Raw genomic sequence first — 18,182 nt, forward strand, 5'->3', positions numbered from 1 at the left:
GGAGAACGAAATGAGCACTGGCACAAGCCTGCCCGATGTCAGCGAGATCACGCGGCCGAACGGCGCCGAAACGGGACCCGATATGCGGTCCTGGCTGGCAACGCTGGAAGCTGCCGACCAGCTCCGCCGGATCACGGCCCCGGTCGACTGGGACCAGGAAATCGGCGCGATCACCCGCGCAAACCTTTCCCTCGGCGGCCCCGGCCTGCTGTTCGAGAACATCATCGGCCATGAGAACACCTGGTGCACAAAGCTTTTGACGTCGGCACTGGGAAGCCGGCGCCAAGTCCAGCTGATGCTGGGCCTGCCCGAGGGGACCAGCGATTCGGCCATCGTCCGCCACCTGCGGGAGGCATTCAAGAAACCCATCCCGCCGCGCGTCGTCGATTCCGGCCCGGTCAAGGAGAACATCGTCGAGGGCGACGACATCAATCTGTTTGAGCTTCCGGTCCCGAAGTGGCACGGCGAGGACGGCGGTCGCTACATCGACACGTTCTGCGGTGTGGTCACCGAAGACAAGGTGACCGGACGCGACAACGTCGGGCTGTATCGCGGCCAGATCGTGGACCGGGACAAGATCGCCAAGCTCTTGGTGCCCAGCCAGGGGTGGGGCGGCCACATGGAGGAGTACAAGCCGGAGCCGATGCCCGTCGCCGTCGTCTACGGGTGGCACGACGTGCTGGGGTTCTGCGCCGGCAGCCCGTTCCCGAAGAACATCTGCGAATGGGACATGATGGGCGCCCTGCTCGGCCGCCCGGTCGAGCTGGTGGCCTGCGAATCGGTGCCGCTGCACGTGCCGGCGACCGCGGAAATCGTCGTCGAGGGCTTCATCGACCCCGACCCGTCGACCTTCGTCATGGAGGGCCCGTTCGGGGAGTATCCGGGCTTCATCGGCGGCGCGGCGCCGGCGCCGGTCCTGCGGGTCACCAGGATCACCCACCGCAACGACCCGGTGCTGCGCGGCACCCTGGAGGGGATCCGGCCGGGCTGCTTCAACGAGGACAGCATCGTCAACTTTGCTCGGTCGGCGATCACCTGGAACGTGCTCGACGATCTCGGGATCGGCGGCATCACCGACCTCTGGATGACGGAGGTGACCAACGGCCAGAACACGTTGGTGCAGATCCAGAAGAGGTACCGGGGCCACGCGCAACAGATCGCGTCGGCGCTGTGGGGAACCGGTGGGTCGGTGTGGTTCCACAAGAACGTGATGGTCGTCGAGCAGGACGTCGACATCCACGACCCGGTCGCGCTGGACTGGGCGATGTCGTACCGGGTCAACGCCGGCCTGGGCGATATCGCGTTCTTCGGTCCGGGCATCGGCTCATCACTGGATCCGTCGACCCCGCCGGCGCTGAACGACACCAACAAATACGGCACCGGCCAATGGACGCGGGTGCTGATCGACGCCACCCGAAGCTGGGAGGTCGAGCCTCGGGCGGAGTGGGGCGGGCGTCGCTTCCCCCCTACCGACCGGCTCGAACCCGAGCTGGAGTCCAAAATCGCAAGCCGCTGGGAAGAATACGGGATCGGCATCCCGTACCTCGACGATGAGGGGCGCGAAATGTTGACGCTGCAGAAGCTCAGCCAGCGCATGCCGGAGGTGTAGCAGCGATGACCGACGTTGCCGTAAGTGTCGCGCTCCCACCGTCATCCGAGGCGGCCGGGCACATCGCCACGGCCGAGAAACTGGGCTATCGCGGGGCCTATCTCTACGACACCCCGTTCGCGGGCGATGACGTCTGGCTCGATCTGCACCGCGCCGCCGAGCGGACCACGACGATCGAGCTGGGTCCCGCGGTGCTGATCCCGACGCAGCGCCACCCGTTGGTCAACGCCGCGCAAACCGTGTCGCTGCATCGACTGGCGCCCGGACGCGTTGTGACCTCCTTCGGCACCGGGTTCTCCAGCCGCGCGGCCACCGGCCAGCCGCCGATCCGATGGTCCTACATGGAGGCCTATATCCGGGCCTATCAGGCGCTGTTGGCCGGAGAGGTGGTCGACTGGGAGGGTGCGGCCATCAAGTTGATGCTCACCTCGGTGCAAGCGCACGCGCTACCGCTGCGGATCCCCATGTTGGTCGCCGCGACCGGGCCCAGGGGTGCAAGAGTCGCGAAGCGCCTCGGCGCCGATGGACTGATCTCGATGTTCGACGTCGTGCCGGGGCAGCGCGACTTCGCGCGTGCTGTTGTAGCCACCGTGGGCACCGTCGTCGATGACGGCGAAGACCCGGTCGGCGAACGGGTCCGCTCGGCGGTCGGGGCCCCCTGGGCGGCCACGTATCACTACGTCTACACCGCCAAGGGGGCCGACGCCGTCCGCGAGCTGCCGGGCGGCTCCGCATGGCTCGATGTGATCGACAACGTTCCCCAATACGAGCGCCACCTTCACATCCACCAGGGCCACATGGTGGAAATGAACGACGCCGACCTCGCGGCCTGGCGTGCCGGCGGCTGCACCTCCGTGGCGTCGACCACGCTGACCGGGCCCGCCGACACCATCGCGCAACGTGTGGCCGCGATGGCCCGGGCGGGAGCCACCGAAGTGATGTTCGAGCCCTCGGGTCCAGACATCGCGCGCGAACTCGACAGGTTCATCGGCGCGGTTCGCGGAGGGTCGGCGACGAACGTCGCCGGCCGAGCAAGCGATCACCGTTGCAACGCCCGCGCCACCTGGCCGTAGCGTTCGAAGCGCTCGTCGTCGCCCAGAGCGCTATACAGCACCAGCCGCGTCGCGACGCCGGCGTATTTCTCACTCAGCGCGTCCGCCAGGCCGTCCCAGGTCGACTCGGTGGCGAAGGCGGCGACGTGCTCGTCGGTGACCTGGGCCGCCATGCCGGCGAAGTCGCCGGCCTTCTGCTTCTCGCGGATGCGCGCGGTGGTTCCCTCGAAGCCGGCCTCGTCCCAGATGAACGCGTAGTTGGGCGTGCTGCCGTAGAAGGCCATGCTGGCGCGCGCCGCCTCGCGTTGGCCGTCGCGCTCCTCGTCGCTGTCGCCGACGATCGTCATCACGGGCACGATCATGGCGATGTCCGACGGGTCGCGCCCCGCCTTGGCCGCCCCCGCGGCGACGTTGGGCACGACGTGCCGCCGGAGGTAGCCCGGCTCGCCGATCGGGTGCACATGCACCCCGTCGGCCACCTCACCGGCCATCCGCAGCATCCACGGATTGACCGCCGCCACATCGACTTTGGGGTCGGGCGCGTCGATGGGGCCCGCGCTCCACTGCGGGGTGATGAAGTCGAGGTCGTAGAACTCGCCGTGGTGATCGAGCTTGCCCGTGCGGAAGGCGGTGAAGCAGGCCTTCACCGCGAGCACGTAGTCGCGCAGCCGCGGGCCGGGCCGTTCGAAGGCCATGCCGTAGCGCCGCACGACGTGGGTGCGCACCTGAGTGCCCAGCCCGAGCCGGAACCTGCCGCCGGTCGCCTCCTGCAGCTCCCACGCGGTGGCCGCGCTGACGAACGGGCTGCGCGGGAACGCCACCGCGACACCCGTCGACAGTTCCAGACCCGGCGCCGCCTGCGCGGCGACGGCGGCGTTCAGATATGGGGTGCGACCGGTCTCGGTGAACAGCAGGCCGGAGAACCCGGCGCTCTTCGACCGGCGGGCCAGGTCACCGACTTTGTCCAGCGGCTGCGGGACCGTCATCACGTCGATGTGCATGGCCGAACAGTAGCGGCTCAGCCGCGTGACGCCGTGCGGAACCTCTCCCGGTAGGCCTTCGGCGAGACGCCGAGGTGGTCGACGAACACCCGCCGGAGGCTTTCGGGGCTGCCGAACCCGGCGACGCGTGCGGTGTCGGCGACGGTGCGCCCGGCGTCGAGCGCGGCGCGGGCGGCGTCGATCCGCACCATTTCGACGTAGCGCGCGGGCGTCGTCCCGAGTTCGGACTGGAACAGCCGCGTCAGCTGCCGTGTGCTCAACGAGGCCCGCGCGGCAAGGCTTTTCACGTCGTGGTTGGCGGCCGGGTCGGCCGAGATGGCGTCGGTGACCTTGCGTAGCGGGGACTGCGGCGGGGGATCGGCCTCGACGAGCACGGAGAATTGCGATTGCCCGCCCGCGCGCTTGAGGTAGACGACCAGCCACCGGGCCACGTCGCGGACCAGGTCGGTGCCGTGGTCCGCCTCGACCAATGCCAACGCCAGGTCGATGCCCGACGAGATTCCGGCCGACGTGTAAACGTCGCCGTCGCGGACGAATATTGCGTCCGGCTCGACGGTGACGGCGGGGAAGGCCCGGGCGAACAGCCGGGCATCGTGCCAGTGCGTCGTGGCGCGCCGGCCGTCGAGCAGCCCGGCCCGGGCGAGGACGAACGAGCCCGTGCAGATCGAGGCCAGGCGCCGGGTGCGGCCCGCGATCGACCTGATCGCCTCGACGAGTTCGGGGTCGATCGACCGCCGCGGCAGGTTGTCGCTGCCGGCGACCATGACGGTATCGGCCGACTCGATCGACGAGATGGCGTCCGTGACACCCAATCGGGTCCCGATCGAGGTGGTGACGTCGCCGCCGTCCACCGATGCGATCTTGAGCCGGTAGTCGGCGCCGAAGCGGTTGGCCTCGGCGAAGACCTCGCCCGCTCCGGCGACGTCCAACATCGTGACGTCGTCGAAGACGACGAGGACTATCACGCGCGACGGCGAACCGGCTTCGGCCACCGACTCATTGTGTCGCAATTCGTGGGAAGGACGGCGCAAACGACTACGGCCGGTGGGGCGCGATGCCCGCAAACTTTTCCTACCCGGCCACACGAGGAGACGATCATGCAGACCCGATCGATGGAAGCCATAGCGGGCATCGTCGTGCCCGACACGCCACTCGTCCGCGCGATCACCGAGGTGATCCGCGAGGCCGAAGACGACCTGCTCTTCGACCACTCGCGGCGGGTGTTCCTGTTCGGCGCGCTGCAGGGCCGCCGGCGCGGGCTGCAGCCGGACCTGGAGTTGCTGTATGCCGGGGCGATGTTTCACGACCTGGGTCTCACCGAGCGCTACCGCAGTTCCACCCTGCGCTTCGAGGTCGACGGCGCCAACGCCGCGCGCGCCTTCCTCGTGCAACATGGTGTCGACCGGGCCGACGCAGACAAGGTGTGGCTCAGCATCGCCCTGCACACCACGCCCGGCATACCGGAGTTCCTCGATCCCGAAATCGCCTTGGTGACAGCGGGTGTCGAAACCGATGTGCTGGGCATCGGCCGCGACGACCTTTCTCCCGAAGCCCTCGCCGCGGTCACCGCGGCCCATCCGAGGCCGGACTTCAAGCGGCGCATCCTGGCCGCCTTCAACGACGGCATGAAGCATCGCCCGCACAGCACCTTCGGCACGGTCAACGCCGACGTGCTGCAGCACTTCGACCCGGAATTCGCCCGCGAGAACTTCGTCGACGTCATCCTCGAAAACACCTGGCCCGAATAGTGTGGGTGCGAGCCGATTCGGAGGAGGCGGGCATGGACGGGATCCCGGTGAGCGTGGTCCGGCCCGGCGAGGGCGACGTCGTGGGGCTACCCGGCTTCGGGGCGGTGTTCAAGCTGTCCAGCTCGACCAACGGCGGCGAGGTGTCCATCGTCGAGCACCCCTTCGCCGTCGGCGTGCTCACCGCCGCGCATCGGCACACCCACGAGGACGAGCATTCGATCGTGTTGGCGGGCGAGATCGGCTTTCGCTCCCCCCGCGGGCAGATGCACGCGATGTGGAACGCCGGCAGCGTACCGGGCCGCATCGTCGAGACCATCACCCCTGGCGGTTTCGAGAACTATTCCGGGACCTCGGCGAGCTGCTCGTCGAGCGCGCCGACGACCCGGTGGGCAAGGTGCTGCACGAGCTGCCCGAGTTCGGCGAGCTCGCGGACAAGTACGGGCTCACCTACGAAAACCCGGACTGGATGGACGACATCAGGCGGCGATACGGGCTGAACCCGCCGTCGCACTGACGCGGCGGGCCGCCCGGACCGCTGGTCGGCGCGCGATTTGGCCGCCGCGACGCGCGTTCGGTAACCTGTCATTTACCGACGCGGGGTGGAGCAGCTCGGTAGCTCGCTGGGCTCATAACCCAGAGGTCGCAGGTTCGAATCCTGTCCCCGCTACTAAGTGGGAATGGCCCCCGGAGGAGACTCCGGGGGCCATTTCTTTCGCCGAACGTGCACACACTGCGAAAAACCACGCGAAATTTCGCAACCACTGCACGCTCGGCGAAAGGGCCAGAGGCCCGGAAGTGGCCCAAAGTCCTTTCCTCCGGAGCCCTCGTACTCTCGCCGGACCCGGCCTACCTGGGCAATCGTGGAACCCGAGACGCTTTACCGAAGGGGAACACGGCTATGAACGCGCACTTTCCGGATGCCGGCACGGTACGTACCGCGCTGGCATTGGCGTCCCGGGCGCCTTCGGTGCACAACACCCAGCCCTGGCGGTGGCGCGTCGACGCGGCGAGCCTGCATCTCTACGCGGACCCGCACCGGCACCTACCCAACACCGATCCCGACGGCCGGGACCTGATGCTGAGCTGCGGCACGGCCCTGCACCACTGCGTCGTCGCCTTCGCGGCCGTCGGGTGGCGCTCCAAGGTGACCCGGCTGCCCAATCCGGGCGACCCCGATCATCTCGCCGCGATCGAGCTTGCACCTCATCCCGCCGACGGCGTCGACATCGCCCTTGCCGCGGCCATCCCGCGGCGCCGAACCGACCGGCGGCACTACAGTTCCTGGGCGGTGCCGGTGGGAGACATCGCGCTCATGGCGGCGCGGGCGGCCCGAATGGGCGTGACCCTGTGCCAGGTCGACGACATCGACAAGCTGCACGACATCGTCGCCGAATCCATTGCGCAGCACCGCAGTTACGAGTACCTCGCGGAGCTGACAGCCTGGAGCGGGCGCTACGCCTCGGTGGCGGGGGTCCCGGCTCACAGCACGCCGGCGCCGGACCCCGGGTCGAAGGTCCCCGGGCGATTCTTCGCCGGTCCCGCGCTGCCGATGGCACCGGCCTCTTCGCCCGTCGACGACAACGCCGTCGTCCTCGCGCTGGGTACCCGCGCCGACGACCGGCTCGCGCAGCTGCGAGCCGGCGAGGCCACCAGCGTGGTGCTGCTCACCGCGACGTCGGTCGGGCTGGCCAGTTGCCCCGTGACCGAACCGCTGGAGGTCGCCGGTACCCGCGAGTCGGTCCGCGTCGAGATCTTCGGCGGCGGCGACCACCCGCAGATGTTGCTGCGGGTGGGCTGGGCCCCGATCAACGCGGACCCGCTGCCCGCGACGCCGCGCCGCGACCTCGCCGATTTCGTCGAGTGGGTGGACCGGTAAAGCCGTTGACGTGTGCAGGGAAGCCGCGATGGAGACGTTCACGTTGGACCCTCGCCGCTGGCGCATCGCCCGCGTCTTCGGCCGTAATCCCCTGCTTCGGCGCACCGACCGCATCGAGGCCGCGGTCGTGCTGCTGGCGTTCGCGGCGTCACTGATCGCGGTGCCCGTAGCGGGCGTGGTGGGGGCGACGGTCTACGCCGGGCGTGCGCACCTATACGCCCAGGAGGCACACGAGCGACACCATGTGACCGGCACGGTCACCGGCGCGCGGCGCGCGGACCCGGCCACGTCCGTCGCGCAGGTCAGGTGGCCGGCACCGGTCGGCGATCGCACCGGCACACTTCGGCTCGACCAGCCGGTCTCGCCGGGCGAGAACATCGAACTGTGGGTGGACAACGACGGCAATCCCTCGCCCGCGCCGACCCCGGCTTGGCACGCTGTGGCTGACGGGGCCGCTGCGGCGGGGGCCGTCTCGCTGATCGTCGGTGCCGGGTTGGCATCAGCCGTAGCCGGCGCCCGCTCGCGGCTTGACCGCGCACGCGACGCCCTATGGGAGCGCGAGATCCGATGCCTCGCCGACGACGGCGGCCGCACCAACCGTCCATGATGCGGCCAGATCCTCAACCCCTATGCAGCACAGCCGGTTAGGCGGATGATGAGGCGATGAGCGGAGACGGCGAACGCCACGAAGTGGCGTCGTTCGGGGCGGCCGGCCTGCAACGCCTCGTCGAGGTGCTGATCGAGCGGGGCTACCGGGTGGTCGGTCCGACGTTGCGAAACAGCGCGATCGTGCTCGCGGAACTCGAGTCGGCCGACGATCTGCCACGCGGCTGGGGCGTCGACGTCAGCCCCGGGAATTACCGGTTGCGCCGGCGCGACGACGACGCCGTGTTCGGGCACTCGGCCGGTCCGCAGTCGTGGAAGCAGTTCCTCCACCCCCCGCGGCAGCGCCTGTGGGCCGGCGGCCGGGACGGCAGCGGCGGCGCCGAACCCGACGACGCGGCACCGCGGTACGCGTTCCTGGGGGTGCGGGGGTGTGACCTGGCCGCGATCGCGACCCTTGACGGGGTGCTCGGCCGCCCCGACTATCCCGACGATTCCTACGTCGGCCGCCGGCGGCGGGCTTTCGTGGTCGCCGTGAATTGCACGGAACCGGGTGGGCTGTGCTTTTGCGCGTCGATGGGCACCGGTCCCGCGGCCGGCCCCGGCTACGACCTGGCCCTGACCGAGCGCCTCGACGGCGGGGAGGCGACCTACCTCGTCGACGTCGGCAGCGCCGAGGGCGGCGACGTGCTCGCGGCGGTTTCGCACCGGGTCGCCACCAGCGACGAAATCGCTTCTGCGCGCGATGATGTCGAATCGGCCGCCGATCGGATGGGCCGGCAGATGCCGGACACGGACCTGCGGGGGCTGTTGATCCGGTCTCGCGAATCGCCGCAGTGGGACGAGGTCGCCAGCCGATGCCTCACCTGCGGCAACTGCACGATGGTGTGCCCGACCTGCTTTTGCACCAGCACCGAAGACGTCAGCGACCTCACCGGCGAGCACGCCGAGCGCTGGCGAAATTGGGCGTCGTGCTTCGAGTTCGACTTCACCTACATTCACGGCGGCGGTGCCGTGCGTCAGTCCGGCGCCTCGCGATACCGCCATTGGCTGACCCACAAGCTGGGCACCTGGCACGACCAGTTCGGCATGTCGGGCTGCGTCGGCTGCGGCCGTTGCATCGCATGGTGCCCCACTGGCATCGACATCACCGCGGAGATGAACAAGATGGCCGCCGATGACTGAGGCGGTCGCCGGTACCACCCCCAACGCCATGGCCCCCGTCCCGTACCGGGTGCGCAGTCGCGTTGTGGAGAGCCCCGATTCGGTGACGCTGTGCCTCGAGCCCGCCGGGGTGACGCTGCGGACCCCGCAGCCCGGGGAATTCATGATGCTCTACGCGTTCGGTGTGGGCGAGGCGGCCATCTCGATAAGCGGCGATCCCTCCGTAACCGACGGATCGATCACGCACACCATCCGGGCGGTCGGGGCGGTGAGCCGCGCCCTGCACGATGCGGAACCGGGCAGCGTCGTCGGTGTTCGGGGCCCGTTCGGCACCACGTGGGGACTGGACGAAGCCGCGGGGCGGGATTTGGTCATGGTCGCCGGCGGGGTGGGTTTGTGCCCGTTGCGCCCGGCGGTGCTGGGCGCGCTGGCCCGGCGATCCCGCTACGGCAAGGTGACGCTGATCGTGGGCGCGCGCTCACAGGCCGACTTCGTCTTCGCCGAGCAGCTCGAAAAGTGGTCCCACGAGCCGCAAATCGAGTTGCACATCACCGTCGACGTCCCGGTGCAGGGCTGGGGCGGTGAGGTCGGCCTGGTCACCGAGCCGCTGCGCCGGCTCGCGCTCGACCCCGGTCGCACCACCGCCTTCCTGTGCGGCCCGGAGCGGATGCTGCGCTTCAGCGCCGAGACATTGCTGGCGAAAGGCGTAGCCGCCCAGGATATTCGAGTTTCGCTGGAACGCAACATGCAGTGCGGAGTCGGCTGGTGCGGCCACTGCCAGCTGGGTCCGCTGCTGCTGTGCCGTGACGGCCCGGTCGTCGGCTACGACATCGCCGGTCCACTGCTGAAAGTGAAGGAGCTTTAGATGGGCTCCACCACGCTGGCCGTGTGGAAGTTCGCCTCCTGCGACGGCTGCCAGCTGACCTTGCTGGACTGCGAGGACGAGTTGCTCACGCTCGCCGACCAAGTGCAGATCGCCACGTTCGCCGAGGCGTCCAGCGAGATGGTGGGCGGCCCGTACGACGTTTCGCTGGTCGAGGGCTCGATCACCACGCGTCACGACGAGCGACGCATCCGTGAAATCCGCGAGCAGTCGAAGGTTCTGGTCACGATCGGCGCCTGCGCCACGGCGGGAGGAGTGCAGGCGCTGCGCAATTTTGCCGACGTCGCCGAATTCGCCTCCGTCGTCTATGCCAAACCGGAGTACATCGACACGCTGGCGACGTCCACGCCGGCTTCGGCGCATGTCAAGGTCGACTACCAGCTGCAGGGCTGCCCGATCGACCGCGGTCAGCTGCTCGACACCCTCGCGGCCCTGCTGATCGGACGCAAACCGCGACTGCCGGCCAAGACGGTATGCACCGAGTGCAAGCTCCGCGGCGTCACGTGTGTCGTTGTCGCAGAAGGTATCCCGTGTCTCGGCCCGGTCACCCATGCGGGTTGCGGAGCGCTGTGCCCCCGGCATCATCGGGGCTGCTACGGCTGCTTCGGCCCGTCCGCGGTCCCCCGAACCGCGACGCTGATCCCGCTGCTGCGCCGCGACGGCATGTCCGACGACGACGTCGACCGCGTCTTCTCCACGTTCAACGTCGCGAACTTCGCCGCCGAACGGGGTAAGCAGTGAGCTCCGAACGCCGCACGCTGAGCGTCGGCACGCTGACGCGCGTCGAGGGTGAAGGCGCTCTGCACGTCACGCTGAGAAACGGCGCCCTGGAAAGCGTGCAGCTCAACATCTATGAGCCGCCCCGGTTTTTCGAGGCGTTCCTGCGCGGGAGAGCCCACACCGAGCCCCCCGACCTGACCGCGCGGGTCTGCGGCATCTGCCCGGTCGCCTATCAGGTCAGCGCCTGCAACGCGATCGAGGACGCCTGCGGTGTCCGGGTGGGCGACGAACTCGCGGCGTTGCGGCGCCTGCTGTACTGCGGCGAATGGATCAACAGCCACGTCCTTCACATCTATCTGCTGCACGCACCGGATTTCCTCGGCTATCCCGACATCATCACCATGGCGCGCGACCATCCGCAGGTCGTCGAGCGCGGATTGTCGTTGAAAAAAGCGGGCAACCGGCTGATGGAATTCGTGGGTGGGCGCGCGATTCACCCGATCAACGTGCGACTGGGCGGGTTCTATTCGACGCCAACGCGTTCGGACTTCACGCCCATCGCCGAGCAATTGCGACGGGCGCTCGACGACGCGCTGGTGACCGTGGAGTGGGTGTCGGGTTTCGAGTTCCCCGACCTCGAGTTCGACCACGAGTTGCTGGCGCTCACGGCCTCCGGCCGCTACCCGATCGAGAACGGCTCGATCGCGCGCAGCGCCGGCCCGTCGTTTCCGGTGGCTGAATTCAGCGCGCACATCGCCGAGTCACAGGTGCCCCACTCCACAGCTCTGCACGCGACACTCGACGGCGGGCGCTATCTGACCGGGCCGCTCGCCCGGTTCGCGCTGAACTCGTCGGCGCTGTCGCCAATCGCGGCGCAAGCCGCCGCCCGCGCCGGCCTCTCCGCCGAATGCCGTAATCCATTCCGCAGCATCGTCGTCCGCGCCGTCGAGGTGGTCTGCGCGATCGAAGAGGCGCTGCGCATCATCGACGAATACGAGCGGCCATCGCGCCCGTTCGTCGAGGTTGCGGCGCGCGCCGGCGTTGGTCACGGCGTCAGCGAGGCGCCCCGCGGCCTGCTTTATCACCGCTATCGGATCGGCGAGGACGGGCTGGTTTCGGCGGCGACGATCATCCCGCCGACCGCCCAGAATCAGGCGGCGATCGAAGCCGACCTGGCCCGGCTCGTTTCCGGCAACCTCTCGCTGGACGACGCGGCCCTGACGGCGCTGTGCGAGCGGCTGATTCGCAGCTACGATCCCTGCATCTCATGTTCGGCACACTTCTTGACCGTGACCCTGCAGCGAGAATGACGGACGCGTCCGGTGGGATCGTCATCGTCGGCCTCGGCAACGTCTACCGGCGCGACGACGGCGTGGGTGTCGACGCCGCAACCGCGCTCGATCGCCTCGGGATACCGAACGTTGTTGTGAGAACGGATATCGCGGACCCGATGAGCCTGCTCGAGGCGTGGACGGATGCCGGGCTGGCCGTGATCATCGATGCCGCCATCGCCAACCCGTCAACCCCCGGCCGCGTCCGCCGCTGCGAGTGGCGCGACGTCCCGTCCGCGCTCGATGGATTGAGCTCGCACGGCATGGATGTCGCGCGCGCTCACGCGCTGGGTCGAGCGCTCGGACGGGTGCCCGCCCGGCTCGCGGTGTTCACCGTCGACATCGAAGACGCCGGCCACGGTACCGGTCTGTCACCCCGGGTCGCTCGGGCCGTGCCGGAAGTGGTTCGCCAAGTGGCTGCCGAGATCGTCAGGCCGGTTTCCCGCGTCGATCCGAACGATTTATCCGCTGGCCACAGTTAGGGCAAAAGCGTTCCGCCGGGTGGTGCTCGGAGCCGCAGTTGGCGCAAAAATGGGGCTCGTTGGCAGCCGGCCGTCGGCTCGGCACCAGACGAAGTGGTTGAGCGGCGCCGGTGCCCGCCGAGGTCCCGCCCGACGCCGCGGCGTACGCGGGGGACCGCCGGCGTCTCTTGACTGCCACGTAGGCCAGCACACTGGCCAGGCTGACCACCGACACAGCGCTGACGAGGATGTACCACAACCTAGCCTTGCCGCCGGACGGCGATGTATCTCCGTACTGCTGGCGCAGATTGAACGCGCTCGTCCTCACATCGTCCAGGCCGGGATAGCCGGGGGACATGCCCAGAGTTTGGTCGAAGTCAGCGATGGCATCGGTGTAGCGGCCCGCATAGTAGTGGCTCAGCCCCTTGCGGTACGACAAGTCGGCCGGCCCGAGGGTGGCCTTGACGCCCTTGCCGGCGAGTATCGCGGCCAGGCCTTCGGCGGGTGAAATGAAATTGAATGCTTGCGTTTCGCCGGCGGGGGCGAAGCTGTTCACTCCGATCACCTTGCCGTTGAGCCCGATCGCGGGGCCTCCGCTCATGCCGTCCGTCATGGCCGCGTCGATCTCGTACTCCGGACTCGATCCCATCACCGACTTCTTGCTGACCTTGCCGCTCTTGTTAGTGGGGTCCAGCGAGGGCCCGGTGACATTTTGGGTGCTCGCGGGGAAACCCACCGCGAGAATCGGCGTACCGACGGTGACGTCGGCGTCGGTGTCGAGTTCGGACGACGGAAGGTTCCGCTTGGCGACCTTGAGGAGGGCGGCGTCGCCCTTCGCGAGCGGACGGAAGTCGACGACGGTCGCGGATAGCTTCTCGGTGAGCTTCGTTCCGGTGCCCGACATCACCGTGACACCGACATGGGGACCATGGTCGGGCGTATCGCCTTCCACCCGCGCGTTCTTTTGGAGCCACTCGAAAGCCACCGCCGGCTCACGGGACTCGGGCGCGTCCGGAAACTGGATCCGGTATTCGTTGGCGGCGCGCTTGAGGAGGAGTACCTTGGCGCTCTCCGGGTCGACGCAGTGTCCTGCTGTCGCGACCCAACCGTCGGGATTGACGACGAAAGCCGTGCAGCGCCAGGTGGCCAGGAAGGGAATGCTGGAGCCGCGCCCGAATTGAGAAAGGATCTCGCCATCGGGCAGGCGGACAAGGGCGGCGCTTTCAGCGGCGAGGTACATCACGGATGGCCGGATCAGGGCCGCCGCCCGTTCCTCCGGTTTGGCCTGGGGGCGTCCGTTATCGGCGGCCGCGATGCCGGTCATCGGCCACGCCAGCAGCATGAACGCGGCCGCCGAGACGACCATCCACGCCCGGACCTTCTGGGCGAATATGGGCATGGTGCTCCCTCGGCTCTCTCGTCGGTTCAGGCCGGCTGGAAATCGGGTCCGTGATTGCGCCGCAACGGCAGTCCGGGACGCGGCGGGCTGAGCGATCCCGTCGATGAGGACGGATGACGGCGCATCGCCTCGATCCGCTCCCGCGCGTCTCGTTGCACCGCAACCCAAGCCGGGTGCGACTCCAGGAAGATCACACGCGTTTCAAGGTCGGATGCCACGCCAACTCACCCCTTCGCGCCGTCACTCGCCTGATGGGAACCATTCGGGTAGCTCACAAGGTCCATTCGAGCCGATCGCGGGGAGTGATCGATAGGGACCGAGGTCCCGACCGGAGGGGACCTTGGGCGCAGTCACGCGCGGCGGCGACACCGTGGCGCCACCGCGGCGACATTGCGGGCGACATTGCGACCGTGCGGTCCTCAGTCGTAAAGGCGAGACAGCCGGTCCGCGTACTTGTCAATGACCACGTTGCGGCGCAACTTCATGCTGGGTGTCAAGTCGCCGCCCTCGACGGTGAGTTCGCGGTCGGCGATGGTGAATTTTTTGATCTGCTCCCAGCGATTCAGATCCCGGTTCAGCAGGTCGATGTGCCCGGCGATCAGCTCCCGGGTCTTCTCATCGCCGGCGATCTCGGTGAAGGACATGTCCGCCAGACCGTGCTTGGCGGCCCACCCGGTGATTGCGTCCTTGTCCAGCCCGACCAATGCCACGCAGTATGGCTTGGCCTCTCCGTACACCAAAAACTCGCTCGCATAGGGGCAGAGGCCCTTGAACCGGGCGTCGATCGCCGACGGCGCCACGTACTTGCCCTGGGACGTCTTGAACATGTCTTTCTTGCGGTCTGTGATTCGCAGAAATCCGTCGGCATCGAGCTCTCCGATGTCGCCGGTGTGAAGCCAGCCGTCCTGGTCGAGCGCCTCGGCGGTGGCCTCCGGCAGCTCGTGGTAGGCGGTCATCACGCCCGGCCCGCGGATCAGGATTTCGCCGTCGCCGGCAATCCGCACCTCGGTGGCCGGGAATGGCCACCCGACGGTGCCGAACCGATATGCGTTGGGGCGGTTGATGAACGACGCCGCCGCACTTTCCGTCAGCCCGTAACCCTCGAGCACCACGATGCCGATCGCATCGAACCACTGGGCGACGTCGCGGTCGAGCGCCGCGGCGGCCGAGACGAAGAACCGCAACCGGCCACCGAATCGCTCCCTGATGCCGGCGAACACCAAGCGGTCGGCGACCCGGTAGGTCAGCGACGCCAGCCACGGCGGTCGCTTTCCTTCCTGCCTTGCGGCCGATACCTTCACACCGGCGCCAACCGCCCAGTCGAATAACTTTTTCGGGAGCCGACCGCGATCGTTCACCACCTCCTCGATGTGGGCGTGCGCCTTCTCGAAGATGCGCGGCGCCGCGCCCATAATGGTGGGTCGCAGGGTCGCGAGGTTGTCGATGATGCGTTCGACGCGGCCGTCGATCGCGGTCGGGAAGCCGACCTGCAACGGCAGCGCCAGCATCACCTTGCCGAACGCGTGGGCCAGCGGCAACCAGACGAAGTTGAGGTCGTCAGGGCCGAGGATGCCCAGCGCATCGATGGCGGCCGCGGTGTATGTCCACGCATCATGGGTCAGCCGTACGCCCTTCGGCCGCCCGGTGGTCCCGGAGGTGTAGATGATGCTGGCCAACCGGTCCGGACCGATGGCCGTGACGCGCTCTTTGACGACGTTGGGCGAGTCGGTCAGCGTCTGCTTACCCAACTGCTCGAGGTCGGCGAGCGTGATGACCCAGTCGCCGTCACCGTTGCCGTCGATGACCACCACCGTGCGCACCTCGGGCAGCTCGGACCTGTGCTGGAGCAGCTTGTCGACCTGTATCCGGTTCTCGGCCAACACCACTCGGCTCCCGGAGTTGGACACAATGAAGGCGACGTCGCTTGCCCGCGTCGTCGGGTACACGGTGGTGGTCGCGGCACCGGCGCACATGATCGCGAAATCGATCAGGACCCATTCGTAGCGCGTCGACGAGGCGAGGGCTATTCGATCCTCCGCTCCGATTCCCAGCGCGATCAGGCCCGCGGCCAGGTTCGCGACGCGCTCACCCACCTGCTGCCAGGACACGCTCTCCCAGCCCTGATCCTGGGGGAACCGAAAAGCTTCCGCGGCGGGGCTGGCCGCCACGCGCTCGAAGAGCAACTGCGGCACCGACGCCGCGCGGTTCTCGATCTTGGTGAAATCGGGCGTTTCTTGTGGGGCGAGTGATGCGCTCATGTTGGTGTCCGCTGCTGTGTTGAACCCATGGCCGGCGGGTGTGGCCGGTAACGCAGTCGATTGTGTCGTGTGGCGCGGGCCGCTGGATAGAGACGAAAGTCATCCCTGGCGGCCGGCCCACGATAGTGACGAATGTCCTGAGCCGGCGTGCCCTTGTGCCCTTAGCGGATCGCCGGTGCCTGCGCAGCATAGGACCCGCCGCGCCACAGCCGGAATTGGAGGGAGATCGGTGGGCGCACCCGGGACCAATGGCCCTGTCGGACAAGGGCAGACTGCATGCAGACTGACGCCATGGTCAGCATGACAAAGCGGATCACACTGACAACCGCCTTGCTCGCCGCGCTCTATTGCGCGCGGCGGTACTACCGCAATTGGGGTGCCACCAAGGCGGAGAGCCAGATGGTGCTTCCCGGCGACACCTTGGTTCATGACCCGGTGATGCAGACGACGGAGGCGGTTCATGTCGATGCTTCCGCGTCGGCGGTCTGGGCCTGTCTCATGCAATTCGCCGAGGCGCGGGACGAAAGCGGTCGACGACCCGAGGTGGGTGACGTCATCCACCTGGCGACCGGAGGCCGCTCGGGGCCACCGAATGGGATGGTGTTCAGCGTCGCCGACATCGTGCCCGAGAAGTACATCGTGCTCCACGGTGTGCAGGCTGGCTCGCGCCGGAATGCGGTGTTGTCACTGCATCTCCAGCCGCACTGGGAGGACAGGGTTCGACTCCTTGCCCGCGGCAGATTCGGCTTGCGCTATCCGGGCGAAGTGTTGGTCATGGAACTGGCCAGGCCGTTGATTGCACTCGGCACCCGGGCGTGGTTGCTTTCGGTCAAGCGCCGGGCGGAGCGGCCGGCCTCGACGGATCCGGATCGCATTGGTGGCGAAAATCTCGTTCCAGCAACAACATCGGAGGTCATGCAATGCGTGATGCCGTCCCGTTAGCCCGCATTGCCGGGTTCGAGGTGAAGGTACACTGGAGCGTGATCGTCATCCTGTGGTTGTTCACCTGGAGCTTGGCGACCACATTGCCCCGCAGTGTCGGCGGTTATTCGCGCCCCGGCTATTGGCTGGCCGGTGCGTGTGGAGCGTTGGTGCTGCTGGCGTCGCTGATGGCACACGAGCTGGCGCACGCGATCGTCGCCCGTCGCCGGGGAGTGACGGTGGGCGACGTGACGCTGTGGCTGGTTGGCGGCGTGACCACCCTCCAGGGCGAAGCCAAGACACCCGGCGCGGCCTTCCGTATCGCATTCGCGGGTCCGGCCACCAGTCTGGTGCTGTCCGGGGTGTTCGCCGGGGGTGCAACGGCTCTCGCGGCCGCGGGCGCCGCGCCCATCGCGGTCGGCGTCGCATGGTGGCTGGCCGCCGTCAACTTGCTGCTCGGCTTGTTCAATTTGCTGCCGGGCGCCCCTCTGGATGGCGGTCGGTTGGTGCGTGCCTACCTGTGGCGCCGCCACGGCGACAGCGTGCGCGCCGCGGTGGGGGCGGCGCGCGCGGGACGAGTGGTCGCCATCGTACTGATCGCGTTGGGGTTGGCCGAGTTCGTGGCGGGCGGCCTCGTCGGTGGAGTGTGGTTGGCCTTTATCGGTTGGTTCGTCTTCGCCGCCGCGCACGAGGAGGAGATGCGCGCGACGACCCAGCAGGACCTCGCCGGCCTGCGTGTTACGGACGCGATGACGGCCGAGCCGCACGTCGCCCCCGGCTGGACGACCGTGGCGGATTTCATCGAGCGCTACCTGCTGGGTGACCGTCACTCGGCATACCCGGTGGCCGACCGTGACGGATCGATCGTGGGGCTGGTGACGCTGCGGCAGCTGCGCGACGTGCCGCCGGGGCGGCGCGCGACGACCAGCGTGCATGAGATCGCATTGCCGATGAGCCGCGTGCCCACCGCGGCGCCGGCGGAACCGCTCAATGCGCTCATCGAGCGGTTGGCGGCATCCGGCGACGGCGGCCGCGCCCTCGTCGTCGACGGGGGCCGGGTGGTCGGAATCGTCACCCCCACCGATCTGGCACGACTGATCGAGGTCTACCGGCTCGCCCGGGCGGGACGGGCCGTCGCGGCCCCGTCGTCGTGACG

Annotated in this window: 16 protein-coding genes, 1 tRNA gene and 1 pseudogene; 14 read left to right on the top strand and 4 right to left on the bottom strand. The window is 68.3% G+C overall.

Annotated elements, in window-relative coordinates:
* The first annotated feature begins 10 nt into the window (after positions 1–10).
* Both BST11_RS15400 and BST11_RS15405 read left to right on the top strand, forming a co-directional pair.
* Positions 11–1,609 (top strand): UbiD family decarboxylase, encoded by a 1,599-nt coding sequence (locus tag BST11_RS15400; RefSeq protein WP_083138797.1) that lies wholly within the window; start codon positions 11–13, stop codon positions 1,607–1,609.
* A gap of 5 nt (positions 1,610–1,614) precedes the next feature.
* Entirely contained in the window at positions 1,615–2,682 is a 1,068-nt protein-coding gene (locus BST11_RS15405; protein ID WP_083138798.1) for an LLM class flavin-dependent oxidoreductase, read from the top strand.
* Here the strand turns inward: BST11_RS15405 and BST11_RS15410 are convergent.
* Positions 2,649–3,662 (bottom strand): TIGR03617 family F420-dependent LLM class oxidoreductase, encoded by a 1,014-nt coding sequence (locus BST11_RS15410; protein WP_083138799.1) that lies wholly within the window; start codon positions 3,660–3,662, stop codon positions 2,649–2,651. The two genes, BST11_RS15405 and BST11_RS15410, sit on opposite strands and share 34 nt — an antisense overlap.
* 17 nt (positions 3,663–3,679) lie before the next feature.
* Positions 3,680–4,654: a GlxA family transcriptional regulator gene (locus BST11_RS15415; protein WP_211284723.1), complete on the bottom strand. Its 975-nt coding sequence runs from the start codon at positions 4,652–4,654 to the stop codon at positions 3,680–3,682.
* A 105-nt stretch (positions 4,655–4,759) separates the two neighbouring features.
* Between BST11_RS15415 and BST11_RS15420 the strand changes: the two genes are divergently transcribed.
* The 10 genes and pseudogenes from BST11_RS15420 to BST11_RS15465 all read left to right on the top strand — a co-directional run bounded on the left by BST11_RS15420 (position 4,760) and on the right by BST11_RS15465 (position 12,469).
* The gene (locus BST11_RS15420) at positions 4,760–5,410 is read left to right on the top strand and encodes an HD domain-containing protein (protein WP_083138800.1); all 651 of its coding nucleotides are present in this window, start codon (positions 4,760–4,762) and stop codon (positions 5,408–5,410) included.
* 32 nt (positions 5,411–5,442) lie between these two features.
* Positions 5,443–5,924: pseudogene (locus BST11_RS15425) on the top strand (cupin domain-containing protein).
* A gap of 79 nt (positions 5,925–6,003) precedes the next feature.
* Positions 6,004–6,077, top strand: a tRNA-Met gene (locus tag BST11_RS15430).
* Positions 6,078–6,308: 231 nt separating this feature from the next.
* Positions 6,309–7,286 carry an Acg family FMN-binding oxidoreductase gene (locus tag BST11_RS15435; protein WP_083138801.1) on the top strand — a complete coding sequence of 326 codons (978 nt, stop codon included), beginning with the start codon at positions 6,309–6,311 and terminating at the stop codon, positions 7,284–7,286.
* Positions 7,287–7,314: 28 nt separating this feature from the next.
* Positions 7,315–7,893: an Rv1733c family protein gene (locus tag BST11_RS15440; protein ID WP_083138802.1), complete on the top strand. Its 579-nt coding sequence runs from the start codon at positions 7,315–7,317 to the stop codon at positions 7,891–7,893.
* A 56-nt stretch (positions 7,894–7,949) separates the two neighbouring features.
* Entirely contained in the window at positions 7,950–9,074 is a 1,125-nt protein-coding gene (locus BST11_RS15445) for a 4Fe-4S dicluster domain-containing protein (RefSeq protein ID WP_083138803.1), read from the top strand.
* Positions 9,067–9,918: an FAD/NAD(P)-binding protein gene (locus BST11_RS15450; protein WP_083138804.1), complete on the top strand. Its 852-nt coding sequence runs from the start codon at positions 9,067–9,069 to the stop codon at positions 9,916–9,918. The genes BST11_RS15445 and BST11_RS15450 overlap by 8 nt, the downstream gene beginning before the upstream one ends.
* Positions 9,919–10,677, top strand: a complete 759-nt coding sequence (locus BST11_RS15455; protein ID WP_083138805.1) for an NADH-quinone oxidoreductase subunit B family protein — start codon at positions 9,919–9,921, stop codon at positions 10,675–10,677.
* A complete protein-coding gene (locus BST11_RS15460; RefSeq protein WP_083138806.1) occupies positions 10,674–11,966 on the top strand; it encodes a Ni/Fe hydrogenase subunit alpha in 1,293 nt (430 codons plus the stop codon). The genes BST11_RS15455 and BST11_RS15460 overlap by 4 nt, the downstream gene beginning before the upstream one ends.
* Positions 11,963–12,469, top strand: a complete 507-nt coding sequence (locus BST11_RS15465) for a hydrogenase maturation protease (RefSeq protein WP_083138807.1) — start codon at positions 11,963–11,965, stop codon at positions 12,467–12,469. The genes BST11_RS15460 and BST11_RS15465 overlap by 4 nt, the downstream gene beginning before the upstream one ends.
* On the opposite strand, the gene BST11_RS15470 is transcribed toward BST11_RS15465, so the two are convergent.
* Entirely contained in the window at positions 12,417–13,847 is a 1,431-nt protein-coding gene (locus BST11_RS15470) for a trypsin-like peptidase domain-containing protein (RefSeq protein WP_083138808.1), read from the bottom strand. The genes BST11_RS15465 and BST11_RS15470 overlap by 53 nt on opposite strands.
* A 419-nt stretch (positions 13,848–14,266) precedes the next feature.
* Positions 14,267–16,105: an AMP-dependent synthetase/ligase gene (locus BST11_RS15480; RefSeq protein WP_083138810.1), complete on the bottom strand. Its 1,839-nt coding sequence runs from the start codon at positions 16,103–16,105 to the stop codon at positions 14,267–14,269.
* Between the two features lie 276 nt (positions 16,106–16,381).
* On the opposite strand from BST11_RS15480, the gene BST11_RS15485 reads away from it, so the two are divergent.
* Complete coding sequence (locus tag BST11_RS15485; protein WP_308211606.1) at positions 16,382–17,047, top strand: SRPBCC family protein; 666 nt, start codon at positions 16,382–16,384, stop codon at positions 17,045–17,047.
* Complete coding sequence (locus BST11_RS15490) at positions 17,026–18,180, top strand: site-2 protease family protein (protein WP_083138811.1); 1,155 nt, start codon at positions 17,026–17,028, stop codon at positions 18,178–18,180. The genes BST11_RS15485 and BST11_RS15490 overlap by 22 nt, the downstream gene beginning before the upstream one ends.
* The last annotated feature ends 2 nt before the right edge of the window (positions 18,181–18,182 follow it).

Source organism: Mycobacterium alsense, from assembly GCF_002086635.1.
In the GTDB taxonomy this organism is placed as follows: Bacteria; Actinomycetota; Actinomycetes; order Mycobacteriales; family Mycobacteriaceae; genus Mycobacterium; species Mycobacterium alsense.